General features: G+C 44.8%; 14 protein-coding genes. 11 read left to right on the plus strand and 3 right to left on the minus strand.

Annotated features, from left to right (window positions below; translation table 11 throughout):
• Positions 1–174 precede the first annotated feature (174 nt).
• The 4 genes from queD to queF are packed head-to-tail and all read left to right on the plus strand — an operon-like array spanning position 175 to position 2,563.
• Positions 175–624, plus strand: a complete 450-nt coding sequence (gene queD, locus EAI83_RS09340) for a 6-carboxytetrahydropterin synthase QueD (protein WP_021976186.1) — start codon at positions 175–177, stop codon at positions 622–624.
• Positions 621–1,289: a putative 7-carboxy-7-deazaguanine synthase QueE gene (gene queE / locus EAI83_RS09345; protein WP_021976185.1), complete on the plus strand. Its 669-nt coding sequence runs from the start codon at positions 621–623 to the stop codon at positions 1,287–1,289. Before queD ends, queE begins: the two co-directional genes overlap by 4 nt.
• Before the next feature lie 19 nt (positions 1,290–1,308).
• A complete protein-coding gene (gene queC / locus EAI83_RS09350) occupies positions 1,309–2,025 on the plus strand; it encodes a 7-cyano-7-deazaguanine synthase QueC (protein ID WP_278635392.1) in 717 nt (238 codons plus the stop codon).
• A 43-nt stretch (positions 2,026–2,068) separates the two neighbouring features.
• Positions 2,069–2,563 carry a preQ(1) synthase gene (gene queF / locus EAI83_RS09355; RefSeq protein WP_015526640.1) on the plus strand — a complete coding sequence of 165 codons (495 nt, stop codon included), beginning with the start codon at positions 2,069–2,071 and terminating at the stop codon, positions 2,561–2,563.
• An 87-nt stretch (positions 2,564–2,650) separates the two neighbouring features.
• On the opposite strand, the gene EAI83_RS09360 is transcribed toward queF, so the two are convergent.
• Positions 2,651–3,730: an NAD(P)H-dependent flavin oxidoreductase gene (locus EAI83_RS09360; protein ID WP_129975182.1), complete on the minus strand. Its 1,080-nt coding sequence runs from the start codon at positions 3,728–3,730 to the stop codon at positions 2,651–2,653.
• A 268-nt stretch (positions 3,731–3,998) separates the two neighbouring features.
• Here EAI83_RS09360 and EAI83_RS09365 point away from each other — a divergent pair, with 268 nt between their 5' ends.
• A complete protein-coding gene (locus tag EAI83_RS09365; protein ID WP_021652911.1) occupies positions 3,999–4,325 on the plus strand; it encodes a hypothetical protein in 327 nt (108 codons plus the stop codon).
• Here EAI83_RS09365 and EAI83_RS09370 read toward each other — a convergent pair.
• Positions 4,315–4,734: a PPC domain-containing DNA-binding protein gene (locus EAI83_RS09370; RefSeq protein ID WP_044962367.1), complete on the minus strand. Its 420-nt coding sequence runs from the start codon at positions 4,732–4,734 to the stop codon at positions 4,315–4,317. The two genes, EAI83_RS09365 and EAI83_RS09370, sit on opposite strands and share 11 nt — an antisense overlap.
• A gap of 335 nt (positions 4,735–5,069) precedes the next feature.
• Between EAI83_RS09370 and EAI83_RS09375 the strand changes: the two genes are divergently transcribed.
• The 4 genes from EAI83_RS09375 to EAI83_RS09390 all read left to right on the plus strand — a co-directional run bounded on the left by EAI83_RS09375 (position 5,070) and on the right by EAI83_RS09390 (position 8,095).
• Entirely contained in the window at positions 5,070–5,396 is a 327-nt protein-coding gene (locus EAI83_RS09375) for an L-rhamnose mutarotase (protein ID WP_059086402.1), read from the plus strand.
• Positions 5,397–5,430: 34 nt separating this feature from the next.
• A complete protein-coding gene (locus tag EAI83_RS09380) occupies positions 5,431–6,480 on the plus strand; it encodes a uroporphyrinogen decarboxylase family protein (RefSeq protein ID WP_015526635.1) in 1,050 nt (349 codons plus the stop codon).
• 14 nt (positions 6,481–6,494) lie between these two features.
• The gene (locus EAI83_RS09385; RefSeq protein ID WP_059086401.1) at positions 6,495–7,310 is read left to right on the plus strand and encodes a methyltetrahydrofolate cobalamin methyltransferase; all 816 of its coding nucleotides are present in this window, start codon (positions 6,495–6,497) and stop codon (positions 7,308–7,310) included.
• 146 nt (positions 7,311–7,456) lie between these two features.
• The gene (locus EAI83_RS09390) at positions 7,457–8,095 is read left to right on the plus strand and encodes a corrinoid protein (protein WP_015526633.1); all 639 of its coding nucleotides are present in this window, start codon (positions 7,457–7,459) and stop codon (positions 8,093–8,095) included.
• A 120-nt stretch (positions 8,096–8,215) separates the two neighbouring features.
• Here EAI83_RS09390 and EAI83_RS09395 read toward each other — a convergent pair whose 3' ends face one another.
• Positions 8,216–9,463 (minus strand): uroporphyrinogen decarboxylase family protein, encoded by a 1,248-nt coding sequence (locus EAI83_RS09395; RefSeq protein WP_110925806.1) that lies wholly within the window; start codon positions 9,461–9,463, stop codon positions 8,216–8,218.
• Between the two features lie 219 nt (positions 9,464–9,682).
• Here EAI83_RS09395 and EAI83_RS09400 point away from each other — a divergent pair, with 219 nt between their 5' ends.
• Together EAI83_RS09400 and EAI83_RS09405 are read left to right on the plus strand one after the other, a co-directional pair.
• The gene (locus EAI83_RS09400) at positions 9,683–11,986 is read left to right on the plus strand and encodes an extracellular solute-binding protein (RefSeq protein WP_059086400.1); all 2,304 of its coding nucleotides are present in this window, start codon (positions 9,683–9,685) and stop codon (positions 11,984–11,986) included.
• A gap of 167 nt (positions 11,987–12,153) precedes the next feature.
• Complete coding sequence (locus EAI83_RS09405; protein WP_161206355.1) at positions 12,154–13,746, plus strand: response regulator; 1,593 nt, start codon at positions 12,154–12,156, stop codon at positions 13,744–13,746.

Consider the following 13,746-nt stretch of genomic DNA (forward strand, 5'->3'; position numbering starts at 1 on the left):
TGTACCATCCTGTCTATAAATAAAACCAGGGCTGAAGAAGATGTGAGAATCAGGGCAGACTCGTGGCGGGTCTGCCCTTTTTTTACTTTAACTGGATCAAGGCCGGGAATCCCGGTTTTTTTTATTTATGGAAATATTCGGGTGGTGTGACAGATCCAGAAGGAGGAAAAATTTATGTATCAGTTAAAAACAGAAGCAGATTTCGATTCGGCACACTTTCTGTCCGGTTACACCGGCAAATGTTCCAACATCCATGGTCATCGCTGGCATGTGGAGATTGAGATCGAAAGCCGGAAGCTGGAGAAAAACGGTCAGGGGCGAGGGATGCTGGTAGACTTCGGAGATCTGAAAAAGGATCTTCGGGAGCTGGCAGATTCCATGGATCACACGCTGATCTATGAAGAAAATACATTACGTCCGAAAACGCTGGAAGCACTGGATGAGGAAGGCTTTCATCTGGTGAAGGTTCCCTTTCGCCCTACAGCAGAGAATTTTTCAGAATATTTTTTCAGGAAAATGGAAGAAAAGGGCTATCCTGTAAAAAGAGCTGTTGTTTACGAAACACCAAATAACTGTGCAGCTTACCGGGAAACGGAAGAAGAAACGGAGGCGGTATGGCTATGAGTACCTATCAGGTTGTAGAGAAATTTGTCAGCATCAACGGAGAGGGCAGACGGGCAGGAGAGCTTGCCGCTTTTATCCGGTTTAAGGGCTGCAATCTTCAGTGCAGCTATTGTGATACCAGCTGGGCAAATGAGCCGGGATGTGAGAGTGAAAGGCTGACAGAAGAAGAGATCCTTTCCTGGATCCGTGAAACAGGCGTAAAAAATGTGACACTTACAGGCGGGGAACCACTTTTACGGAAAGGCATGGAGGAGCTGATCGAGGCAATCCTGGAGGATCCATTCCGGCGGGTGGAGATTGAGACCAATGGAAGCGTAGATCTGAAGCCTTATCATATATTAAAAAAACGTCCGTCCTTTACCATGGATTATAAAGCACCGGACAGCGGCATGGAAAAAGAGATGCTCCTTTCCAATCTGGAGCTTCTGGGCAGTGAGGATACGCTGAAATTCGTGGTCAGCAGCCGCAGAGATATGGAAAAAGCTCTGGAAATCCTGGAAAAGTACAGGCTGGTCGGAAAAACGGCAGTTTATTTCAGCCCTGTTTTCGGCAGGATCCAGCCGGTGGAGATCGTGGATTTCCTTATGGAAAAAAAGCTCAACGATGTAAAGCTTCAGATCCAGCTTCATAAGGTGATCTGGGACCCGCAGAAACGGGGAGTATGACAGGAAAACATATCACAATATAACAAGAAATACCGCAGAAAAGGAGAACGCTATGAAAGCACTTGTACTTGCAAGCGGCGGTGTGGATTCCACCACCTGCCTGGGGCTTGCCGTAAACAAATATGGAAAAGAGAATGTAATTGCATTAACAGTAGCTTACGGACAGAAGCACACAAAAGAAATCGAGGCTGCCAGAAAAACAGCAGAATATTACGGAGTGGAACATTTTTATCTGGATCTGGAGCCGATCTTCCGGTACAGTGACTGCTCGCTGCTGAAGCATTCAGACAGAGAGATCCCGCACGAAAGCTATGCAGAGCAGCTGAAGGAAACCGATGGCTCACCGGTTTCAACCTATGTGCCGTTCCGGAACGGATTATTTCTTTCCTCGGCAGCAAGTATTGCGTTGTCAAAAAACTGCAGTGTGATCTATTACGGAGCACATGCGGATGATGCAGCCGGAAATGCATATCCGGACTGCAGCAGTGCGTTTCACAATGCGATCAACGAGGCGATCTATCAGGGAAGCGGCGGCCAGCTGAAGGTTGAGGCGCCTTTTGTCAGCTGCACAAAGGCAGAGGTCGTAAAAACCGGCCTGGAGCTGAATGTTCCTTATGAACTGACCTGGAGCTGTTACGAAGGCGGCGAAAAGCCCTGCGGTGTGTGTGGAACCTGTATTGACAGAGCAGAGGCATTCCGGCTCAATGGAGTGAAGGATCCGGCACTTGACAGATAGATCGGATCATAAATATCCGTTTGACCATAGAAAGGAAAAAAATATGAGCAGAGAAAACCTGGAAAAAGAAGGGATCACCCTTCTCGGAAATCAGAAAGTAAAATATCCGGACAATTATGCTCCGGAGGTACTGGAAACATTTTTGAACAAGCACCCGGACAACGATTACTTTGTAAAATTTAACTGCCCGGAATTTACAAGCCTTTGTCCCATTACCGGACAGCCGGATTTCGCGACGATCACGATATCCTACGTACCCGGTGAAAAAATGGTGGAGAGCAAATCTCTGAAGCTGTATCTTTTCAGCTTCCGCAATCACGGAGATTTTCATGAGGATTGCGTGAACATCATTATGAAGGATCTGATCCGTCTCATGGATCCGAAATACATTGAGGTCTGGGGAAAATTTACGCCGAGAGGCGGCATTTCCATTGATCCATACTGCAATTACGGAAAAGCCGGAACCAGATGGGAGGAGATTGCCTGGAAACGTCTGACAGAGCATGACATGTACCCGGAAAAGATCGATAACCGGTAGAAAAACTAAAAGTCCCTGTTTTCACTGCGAAAAGCAATGAAAGCAGGGGCTTTTTGTTTAGGTGCGCCTAGCGGCGCAGGTTTATCTTTATGACAGCCGGATGCACTCCGATTCTGTGTCAAACAGATCAGCGATCACATCGTGCACGGTTTCGATCTTATCTGCCATATAGGCCTTTGCTCCGCAGAACAGCAGGCCATTTTCCACGTCTCCTTTTACAGCGGCGATCAGCTTATCTGTGATACAGTAGGGAATCTCGCCAGGTGAGCATTTGACCAGGCAGCGGTGGCAGGGGCTGTGCGGGATTTTTTCTCCGGCCATGACATGCTGCATGAAGGGATTCATGATGGCACGTCCCGGCATACCTACCGGACTTTTTACAATGGCAATGTCGTCCTTTGCGGCGTGGATCAGGGATTCTTTCAGCCGGATGTCTGCGTCACATTCTTCCGTTGGGATAAAACGGGTGGCGACCTGAACGCCGTCCACACCAAGATCAAGGACATGCTTTACATCCTCGTGCGTGGCGATGCCGCCGGCAGCTACTACAGGGATTTCCGTGCCGAATTTTGCGGCATAGCTTTTTACAGTCTGGACGATCTTTCGGATCTCATTGTCGTAGGCTTCCGGTGTATAGGAATCCAGCTCTTCCTTGTGGAAGCCCAGATGACCGCCTGCCTGGGGACCTTCGATCACCACAAGGTCTGCAGTGCGCTTGTACTTTCTTTCCCAGTATTTCAGGATAACCTTTGCAGATTTGTCCGTTGAGACGATGGGGGCAATCTTTGTTTTGCTTCCGCTGACAAGAGCAGGGAGCTCTGTAGGAAGTCCTGCACCGGAGATGATCAGGTCAGCGCCGGCATGGACAGCGGCTTTTACATGAGATGCGTACTCCTTCAGTGCAACCATGATGTTGTAGCCGATGATACCGTCAGGAGAAATCCTGCGTGCTTTTTTCATCTCGGACAGGATAGCCCGCTGGTTGGCTTCTTCGGTATTCCGGTCGAAATCCTTTTCCCGGTAGCCGATCTGAGCGGTGGAAATGATTCCGATCCCACCTTCCTTTGCAACGGTGCCTGCCAGACGGCCAAGGCTGATACCAACGCCCATTCCACCCTGGATCAGGGGAAATTTCGTAAGTTTATCACCGATTTTAAAATTCTTCATAATGATCAGATCCTCACATTCATTTGCTTTCGTTAAATAATTTTAGTATAAAATAGTTTTATCATCAAAGTATATCATAACAGGGGAATTTGTCAATGTAAATGTCGGTGAATCAGGGAAGTCCTCTGCTTCAATTGCGAATAGCTGTTTGACCAGATTTTGTTAAAATCCACTTTGTTGACAGAACAGAAAATATCAGGCAAATTTACAGTGATATCAGCTTTACAGAAAACTGTAAAGTGAATTAGAGGAAAAGGGAGGAACAGGTATGCGAAAAAAGACGAGTACCATCATGGCCTGGTTGCTTGCGGCGTCCGTGACAGTCACATCTCTGTCAGCGGGAACCGTGACGGCCTATGCACAGGAGGAAATGCCGCTGGCGGAAGCCGGAACCGTGACAGAGAGTGCGGAAGAGTTTGGCGACAGCAGTGACAGCATTGCAGATATTGCGGAAGAGGGCAATATTGAAGCTAAAGAAAAGGGTGAGCTGACAGCATTATGCTGTGTAGTTTCACCCTTTTTATGTGTGATGAAATTTTTAAACTGTAAAGCAGTAGACTGTGTCCGGAATCCCTCTGGCAAAATCAGAATTTAAACAGATTCAGACCGATCTCCTGACTGAACTCACGGCCGATCTCTCCGTCGATCACCTGGATCTGGATCTCGGCAGTAGCGCTGATGATGGCACGGTTCAGATGACCGCCGTGTACATGGCCTTCCTCGTCACCGGCTGCGATATGGAGATGAAGATAAACGTCACCGTCTTTGCGGGTAACGGTACCGGTAAGTGATACGATTTCAAACGCTCCCTGGAACTGAATAGAGTGGTATTCCTTTGTCACTGTGTTGTATACGCCTGCAGTGAAATCATTGATGGCGCCAAGGCCTGTGACCTGTGCAAGGCGGATATTCTCTTTTTTTGCAACCTTGCCGATCTCCTCTAGGATCTCTTCCTTCGGATCAAGACGAAGATAGATCGTGTTTCCGAAACGTCTGTATTCCATGATAAAAAACCTCCCTGTAAATTCTTTGATTTTCCCATTGTCTGAGTATGATTTCAGTATAATACATTCCTGTTTTTATTCAATAGTTACATTAATCAGATTACAGCACTTCCGGAGATTGTTGCATCATGCTCTGTTCAACTTCTTTTTAATGTATTAATTTCTGGAATTGCTATAGGTGTATTTTTTACATGTTCAGATTTTTTACATGAAAAAAAGGACTAAACCGATGAAAATATTGAATTTATATTTTTACCGGCTTTTTTTATAATGATTTTCATAAAGAACGGAATGTAAGAACTGTAAACTGGAAGCAGCAGGGAAAGGGTGAAAGTATGAAAAAAAGATTTGGTCAGATGATCAAGGTAAAACCGGAAAAGCTTGCCGAATATAAAAAATGGCATGCAAATCCAATGCCGGGCGTAAATGAAATGATCAAAGAATGCGGCCTGAAAAATTATTCTATCTACAGCAGAGGAGAATATCTTTTTACATATTTTGAGTACGAAGGCGAAGATTTTGATGCAGATATGGCAAAGATGGCAGCAGATCCGGCAACACAAAGATGGTGGGATGTTGTAAAACCGCTGATGTCACCCCTTCCTGACAGAGCAGAGGGCGAATTCTGGTCAGATATGGAAGAAATTTATCACCTTAACTAATAAGCAAAAGCAATAGATATGGAGGAAAAGAAACATGAACAGTAGAGAAAGATTTATCGCAACTGTAGAAAGAAAACCGGTAGACAGACCGGCCTGCTGGCTTGGTGATCCGACACCGGAGGCAGTTCCTGCACTTTGCGATTACTACCATGTAGACAATATCAAAGAACTGAAAAAAGTATGCGGAGATGATTTCTACGCAGTAGAGATCCCGTATAAATCCCCGACATGCTCCGCAATTTTCGCGGCATTTGACTGGTATATGAACGGAAGCAACGTAGATACAGAGCACAGAACACTGACAGCAGACGGATGCTTTGCACAGTGTGAGGATCTTGAAGATGTGGAGGCAGTGAATTTCCCATGGCCGGATCCGGAGCTTTATATCGATCCGGAAGAGTGCCGCCGTCTTGTTGATGAGGCACCGGATGATAAAGTAGTTATGGGTATGCTCTGGGCCTGCCACTTCCAGGATACCTGTGCTGCATTCGGAATGCAGACATGCCTTATGAACATGGTTGCAGAGCCTGAGATGGTACATTATGTAGATGATCATATTGTAGATTTTTATCTGAAAGCCCTTAAGATTTTCCTTGAGGCAACAAAAGGTAAAGTACAGGCAATCCTCATCGGTGATGATGTAGGAAGTCAGAGAGGCCTGATGATCAGCCCGGCTCTTATCAGCGAGTTCGTTATTCCCGGAGCAAAGAAACTTATCGATCTGGCACACAGCTATGGCGTAAAGGTTGTATATCATTCCTGCGGATCTATTGTTGAAGCTATCCCGCTTCTCATTGAGGCTGGCGTTGATGTTATCCATCCGATCCAGGCACTTGCAGCAGGTATGGATCCTGCAAACCTGAAAGATAAATTCGACGGAAAGATTTCTTTCTGCGGCGGTGTTGATACACAGGATCTTCTTCCGAACGGAACACCGGAGCAGGTAGCTGCAAAGGTTAAAGAGCTTCGTACCTACTTCCCGACAGGCCTTATCGTATCACCAAGCCATGAGGGATTACAGCCGGATGTTCCGCCAAGCAATATCAAGGCGCTGTTTGACGAAGCAACCAAGATCTACGAATAGGGAGGAAGAAAAATATGATTATTATTGGAGAAAAAATCAACGGTTCCATTCCTTCTGTTGCAGAGGCTATTGCAAAAAGAGATGCGGAGTTTATCAAAGACCGTGCAAGAAAACAGGCAGAAGCCGGAGCAACATTTATCGATTGCTGTGCATCTGTTCCGGAGGAAGAGGAAGTTGAAACACTGAAATGGATGATCGACTGTATTCAGGAAGTAACAGACCTTCCGATTTCTGTGGACAGTCCAAGTGCTGATGTACTGATCCAGGCTTATAAATTCTGTAAACGTCCGGGACTTTTCAATTCTGTATCCGGCGAGGGCGACAAGATCGACAAGATTTTCCCTGTTATGGCACAGGAAGAAAATAAAGGCTGGGAAGTTATCGCTCTTCTCAGTGATGATACCGGAATCCCGAAAAATGCAGCAGACAGACTTCGCGTATTTGATAAGATCATGGCAAAAGCCAAAGAATACGGAATCGCTCCATCAAGGCTCCACATTGATCCGCTGGTAGAGATGCTTTGTACATCTGAGAACGGAATTGAGACAAATATCGAGGTTATCACTTCTGTTCGTGAGCAGTATCCGTCCATTCACATTACAGCAGCGATCAGCAATATTTCTTTCAACCTGCCGGTTCGTAAGCTGATCAACCTTGGATTTATGGTACTGGCTATGAATGCCGGACTGGACAGTGGAATCCTTGATCCGACAAACAGAGACATGCTTGGCCTTATTTATGCAACAGAAGCTCTTCTTGGAGAAGATGACTACTGTATGGAGTACATCGGAGCATACAGAGAGGGTCTTATTGGACCTGTAAAAAAATAATCAGGATCCCTTCAGGTTTGCAGAGCCTGCGGAGGACTCTGCAAACGAATCCCATAAAAAATACGATAAAAGCTGAGATGAGTGCGAAAAATTATCAGCCTGTCCGTAGCAAATAATGAATATACATAATATTTGGAGGTAGAACAATGTCAAAAATCGAAGAAGTTGCAAAATTAGTAGAAATCGGTAAAGCGAAACTGGTAGGAAAAGCAGTGCAGGAAGCTCTTGATGAAGGCTGCGATCCACAGGAGATCTTAAATAAAGGTATGATCGATGCCATGGCTGTTGTAGGTGAGAAGTTCAAAAATAATGAGATCTTTGTACCTGAGATGCTGGTAGCAGCAAGAGCCATGAAAAAAGGTGTTGAGGTTCTGAAACCGCATCTTGCATCCGGAGCTACAGGCGTAAAGGGTAAACTTATCATTGCAACAGTAGCAGGAGACCTTCATGATATCGGTAAAAACCTTGTTGCCATGATGATCGAGAGTGCAGGCTTCGAGGTTATCGACCTTGGTGTTGACGTTTCCAATGACAAGATCATCGAGTGCTACAGAGAGAACCCGGATACAAAGATCATCGCTCTTTCCGCTCTTCTTACAACAACAATGCCTGCACTTCGTGATGCTGTAGATGCACTGAACAAATCTGATTTCAGAAGCAATATCAAGGTTATGGTCGGCGGAGCACCGATCACTCAGGAATTCGCAGACGAGATCGGCGCAGACGGATATTCCGAGGATGCTGCAAGTGCTGCAACACTGGCAAATCAGCTGATCGGAGCATAACTGAATAATCCAACCGCTTATGATAAACCTATGCCATCAGGGATACCGTATGGAACAGAATTCAGAGATTCTGTTCATGCGGCATCCCTTTTGGGGTTTTAGAAACATATTGTCTGTACTTTATCTTCTGGCATCCTCAACAGCTTTATACATAGCCATGATATTCTGAGGAGGAACATCACCGAGGATGTTGTGCTCCTGGTTGAATACGAATCCGCCATCCTGGAAGAAGATATCGATCATGCGTCTGCAGTAGTCGTAAACCTCTTTTTCAGTTCCCATGTTCAGAATTTTTCTGGTGTTGCATCCGCCGCCCCAGAAGGTGATATCTTTGCCGTATTCCTGTTTCAGTCTGGCAGGATCCATATTGGCTGCTGATGTCTGAACCGGATTAAGGATATCGAAGCCTGCTTCTGCCAGATCTCCGATGACCGGGAAGATGGAACCGCAGGAGTGGAGGAATGTCTTCATGCTGCTGTGTTTATGTACATACTCATTAATCTTTGTATGATACGGTTTGAATAAGGTACGGTATTTTTCCAGGGACATGAACATGTTGTTGTTCATTCCGAGGTCATCACCGAAACGGACGATATCTACGATTCCGTTAAGGTACTTACATGTGTTTTCCAGGTTTTTCAGGTGGCGTTCCAGAAGCTGGTCATTAAGTGCAAGAACCTGCTCCGGTTCCTCATAAATATCCATGAGATAATTTTCCATTCTGCGAAGGAAAGTTCCCCATTCGAAGAAGTTGCATCCGCAGGTGATCATCAGGGCACGGTCTGTGCTGTTCTTCAGTACAAGACATCTCTCACGAAGTGTTTCCCAGAAATATTTTTCGTTGGAATGATCCCATGGACTGTGAACCATAGCACTCCAGATAACCTTTCCCATCTCTTTATCCAGATCATTGTAGTTTTTCGGGTAATCTTCTTTATATGGGAAGTACTGCTGGTCAAAACACATTCCGCCGTTTGGCATCTTGGCAATGAGTGTGCCCTCGCAGTCAAAATATTCATAAGAGCCATCTTTGTTATGTCTCGGCCTGAACCAGCCCGGCCACTGTGCGGCAACGCCGTTTGATAAGGTTACATCGTACCAGTTGGAGTCTTCTGTGTTAAATACACGGCCAACGTCAAGGACGTCAGCTCCGATGATATCAAGAACCTGGATCTCAGGCTGAGCTACCTGCTGTACCACATCGTAAATACGGTTGTGGCCTGTTGTGATTCCAAGATATTCTTTTAATTTTCCGTAAGCCATACCACTGATTCCGGCACTTACGTTGCTTCCCAGATCCATTGGAAGGGAATCAGGATTCTGATGATTGACAGACGCCATTACACGTTCTCTGGGTGTCATTTTCATATATATTTACCTCCTGTAGTTTTTCATTTGCTTCAACTTATAACTACATTATGTGAAAAAAAAGTGTGTGTTTCAATACGATTGCCGGAATAAAAATCTAAACGTTTTACTACGAATTTTACTATGTTGAATGAAGCGGATCTCATAGGACATATAATGAAAAACAGATAAAAACAGAGAGAAAAACGACGAAACAGAAGCATTTGAAGGGACATAAAAATGATAACATTAAAAGACGTTGCAAGGGAAGCAGGTGTATCCATAGCAACCGTTTCCTGCGCACTGAGCGGAAAGAAAGCAGTCCGTCCGGAAACCTATACAAAGATAATGGACGCTGTGGAGAAGCTGAAATATATTCCGAATTATTCTGCCAGAAATCTGAAAAAAAAAGCCAGTAATATGGTAAGCGTGCTGCTTCCGGGAATGAGGAGCCAGTTTTACTCAGGGCTCTTTGACGGAATATCTTCTTATCTTCAGTCCCATGGATATTCCATTAATATTGCGTTTTCCAATGATTCCGCAGATGTTGAATGTACGAAGATCGACGAATTTATTACCCAGAATTCAGCAGGGCTTATTATCGTGACGACACAGCCCGGTAATACAGCTTTTTTTCAGAACCACATTATGGATTATCAGATTCCGGCGGTTTTTGTTGAACGTGAGCCGGATTCGGTGTTCTGTAATTATGTAGGATTTCGTCATTACGATACCTTTTACAGCATAACAAAACAGGTTCTGGAACAGGGATACCGGGATATCAGTATTGTCTGTGGTCCTCTTGAGTTTTCTTCTGAGCGGAATTATGTCCGGGCATGCAGAGATGCCATGGAAACACTGGGAGAAGATTTGGCACCGGAGAAGATATGTGCGACGAATTTTACCAGAGAAGATGCATTCAGCAGTTTTATGAAAATTTTTTCCAGGAAGCCGCCGGAGGTTTTGCTGTCAACAAGTCGTGAGATCACATATGGAATTCAGACTGCCATGGAATACTGCGGATTGCGAACCCCGGAGGATATTGTTCTGATCAGCTGTTCCGAGGAATCCTGGATCAACATCAATCAGAATGATGGTGTGATCAAAATCTCCAGAAACAGTACTGTTCTGGGGGAGCAGGCAGCCAGGATACTTTTGCAGAATATCCATAACCCAAGGCTGTATGAGCAGATTATACAGGAGATTGATTTTTCGGAAAAGGATATCCGGCTTGTGAGTCTGCCGGAAAAAGAAAAGCAGCAGAAACAGAGCTTCCGGATATCCTGCAGAGAGAAAATCCGCTTTCTGTCAGTGGACAATCCGACTATCCAGGCACTGCAGCTGCTTACCGGACATTTTGAAGCGGAAACCGGGATTCAGGTAGAGTTTCATTGTGTACCTCAGAACCAGCTGCTTTCCATGATTTCAGAGTCCTGTGCTACGCTGACGCAGACCTATGACTTTTATACCTATGATGTTCCGTGGCTGGAATATATGGTTCAAAATATGTGTCTTGCAGATATTTCTTCCTTTATTGAAAGTGACAGCTTCAAAAAGGATCAGTTTTTTCAGTCAGGCTTCCGGAACTGCCAGTTGAACGGACGGTATTTCGGAATCCCGGTGAGCGGAGGAACACAGCTTCTTTTCTACAGAAAAGACCTGTTTGAAAACAGGGAGCTTCAGACTGAATACCAGAAAAGGAGTCTGATATCACTTCGGGCACCGAGAACATGGAAGGAATTTAATGATGTGGCTGCCTTTTTTACAAGGAAGGAGAATCCTGCGTCACCTACAGAATACGGAGCTTCTTTTGCGGGAGCGATCGATGAAGAACTGGCACCGGAGATCCTGATCAGGCTCTGGGCCTGCGGCGGAAAGCTGTGGGATAATTATCATAGGCCAACCTTTCATACGAAGGAGAACAGAATGGCTTTTGAGAGTATTCTCCATACGCTGGATTATATACCGGAGAAAGATATGAACAAATCTATCACTCAGACAGTAGATGATTTCTGTACAGGCAGGACAGCTATGCTGATCACATATTCAGAGTTTGCCCATGGAATAAACCAGCGGGTGAAAGAGAATGTATCCGGTCGGATCGCTTCCGGTATGGTTCCGGGAAAAGCACCTGCCAGTGTAGGATGGAATCTGGGACTGAATCCTTTTTCCTCACACAGAGAAGCTGTCTGCCGATTTTTTTCCTGGCTGTGCAACAGTGATACGAATCTGTATCTGACTATACTGAATGGTGCGTCAACAGTTGTGACACCGTACCGCAACAGTGAGCTTCTGAAGCTGTATCCCTGGCTGGTCAGCACTGAGGAGAGCCTTCAGTATGCAAAAAGACGAAACAGTCCGTATCGAAAGAATCGCCTGATTATTCCTGTAGAGCAGATTGAGAAGATCATGTGTCAGGCTCTGCGAAAAATATACCAGGGAGATATCTCTATTGAGGAGGCTCTGAAAGCAGCACAGGAAGAGGCGGATCACCTGTTCAGCATGTATGGATATCCAACGATTCACGAAATATTCAGAAGATGACGAAAAACCACGTTTAATAATTTTTGTAATATGCAATATACACAAGAATAATTGTGGGAAAAGTTGTAACTTTTGTGAAAATATAGTATAATCAACAAAAAAGTGCACGAAAAACAGACAAAAATTATATATAATCACGGGCGATGTACAGATGGGAGGGGAAGAAAATGTATACACTTCTGATTGCTGATGATGAACCTCTTATCCGCAATGGGGTGAAAAAGATCATAGACTGGGAATCTCTGGGATTTTCGGAGATTTTTCTTGCGGAGGATGGACAGGAGGCACTGGATATTATACGGAAAAATCATGTGGATCTTGTGCTGACAGATATTGTGATGCCGTTTATGGATGGTCTGGAGCTGACGGAGATCCTTTCAAGGGAATTTCCGCAGATCCATGTTGTGATCCTCACTGGACATGAGGATTTTCAGTATGCACAGAAATCTGTCGGACTTGGAGTGAAGAACTATATCCTGAAGCCTATCGGTGCCGAAAGCCTTTATAAGGAAATGAAGGAGATCTGCGAGAAGCTTCATATAGAGAACAGCCAGAGACAGTATATCCAGTCAATGAAGAATCAGCTTCGCCAGAGCCTGCCTGTACTTCAGGAACAGACACTGAACAAGATTGTCTGTTCTGCAGACCGTAATCTCAGGCTGTATCTGGAGAGGGCAAAAAGCCTTCAGCTGGATATGAGCCAGGCACCATATGAGATTGGAGTCATGGATCTTGATATGGAAAATATTTCAGGGGCAGATTATGATCTTTATCTTTTTGCATCGCGGAATATTGTGAAAGAATGTCTGGGAAAAGAACATTATGTTTTTGAAGATGGAAAAGACAGAGTGGTAATTTTGTTTCGCTGCGGTACACTTGAAGCAGAATCGCATGATCTTATTTATGATGTCCTCTGTATTATCCAGAAGTCTATCTATAACACGATCCGGCTGAAAACCACCTGTGCACTGGGGACAACGGCAGCCACCCTGGATGAACTGAACCAGGCCTACCGCAATGCAAAGAAAGCACTGGAGTGTAAATATTCACTGGGAAGCAATAATGTTTATGATATTGAAGACCTGAATTATCTGGAGCGTTCCTTCTATTATCCGCAGCAGGAACTTCACCATCTTACTAAGAGTATCATGATCGGCAATACGGAAGAAATCGAACGAGCAGTACGTTCTGTATTTCGTGACAATGGAAAGGACGGTTCCCTTTCCGGAAAAAATGTCAAGGTTATTTATATGGAGGCAATGAATGCGCTTTTGAGAGAACTTGCCGGGCTTAAGGATATCCCGGATGAAATGTGGAACAGAGGATTTGTATTATACCAGAAATTTGAAACATACAGTTCCCTAAGAGAGATGGAGGATGAGCTGATCCGTTTTGCATGCAGTATCCGTGACGAAATGAATTCTGCTCAGACAAACAGTGGAATGCAGGTTATTGACAAGGTGAAGGATTATGTAATGAGAAATTATAAAAATCCGGAGATTTCCCTTACATCAGCAGCGGAATTTGCATCTGTCAGCACAGGATATTTAAGCGGACTCTTCAAGAAAGAAGCGGGAACGAATTTTGTAAAATATCTTACAGATGTCCGTATGGAAAAATCCATGCAGCTGCTTCGATCAACAGATATGAAAACCTATGAGATTGCTTATGAAACAGGATTTTCCAATCCTCATTATTTCAGTGTTTCTTTCAAAAAATATACAGGAATGTCTCCTTCCGAGTTCAGGGCAAAGGAGTAA

This window comes from Blautia sp. aa_0143, assembly GCF_004167315.1.
GTDB lineage: Bacteria > Bacillota > Clostridia > Lachnospirales > Lachnospiraceae > Blautia_A > Blautia_A fusiformis.

What these genes read in the sequence shown, in the direction of transcription:
- queD (WP_021976186.1), top strand. Translation starts at nt 175, where the DNA reads ATGTATCAGTTAAAAACAGAAGCAGATTTCGATTCGGCACACTTTCTG.
- queE (WP_021976185.1), top strand. Translation starts at nt 621, where the DNA reads ATGAGTACCTATCAGGTTGTAGAGAAATTTGTCAGCATCAACGGAGAG.
- queF (WP_015526640.1), top strand. Translation starts at nt 2,069, where the DNA reads ATGAGCAGAGAAAACCTGGAAAAAGAAGGGATCACCCTTCTCGGAAAT.
- EAI83_RS09360 (WP_129975182.1), bottom strand. Translation starts at nt 3,730, where the DNA reads ATGAAGAATTTTAAAATCGGTGATAAACTTACGAAATTTCCCCTGATC.
- EAI83_RS09365 (WP_021652911.1), top strand. Translation starts at nt 3,999, where the DNA reads ATGCGAAAAAAGACGAGTACCATCATGGCCTGGTTGCTTGCGGCGTCC.
- EAI83_RS09370 (WP_044962367.1), bottom strand. Translation starts at nt 4,734, where the DNA reads ATGGAATACAGACGTTTCGGAAACACGATCTATCTTCGTCTTGATCCG.
- EAI83_RS09375 (WP_059086402.1), top strand. Translation starts at nt 5,070, where the DNA reads ATGAAAAAAAGATTTGGTCAGATGATCAAGGTAAAACCGGAAAAGCTT.
- EAI83_RS09380 (WP_015526635.1), top strand. Translation starts at nt 5,431, where the DNA reads ATGAACAGTAGAGAAAGATTTATCGCAACTGTAGAAAGAAAACCGGTA.
- EAI83_RS09385 (WP_059086401.1), top strand. Translation starts at nt 6,495, where the DNA reads ATGATTATTATTGGAGAAAAAATCAACGGTTCCATTCCTTCTGTTGCA.
- EAI83_RS09390 (WP_015526633.1), top strand. Translation starts at nt 7,457, where the DNA reads ATGTCAAAAATCGAAGAAGTTGCAAAATTAGTAGAAATCGGTAAAGCG.
- EAI83_RS09395 (WP_110925806.1), bottom strand. Translation starts at nt 9,463, where the DNA reads ATGAAAATGACACCCAGAGAACGTGTAATGGCGTCTGTCAATCATCAG.
- EAI83_RS09400 (WP_059086400.1), top strand. Translation starts at nt 9,683, where the DNA reads ATGATAACATTAAAAGACGTTGCAAGGGAAGCAGGTGTATCCATAGCA.
- EAI83_RS09405 (WP_161206355.1), top strand. Translation starts at nt 12,154, where the DNA reads ATGTATACACTTCTGATTGCTGATGATGAACCTCTTATCCGCAATGGG.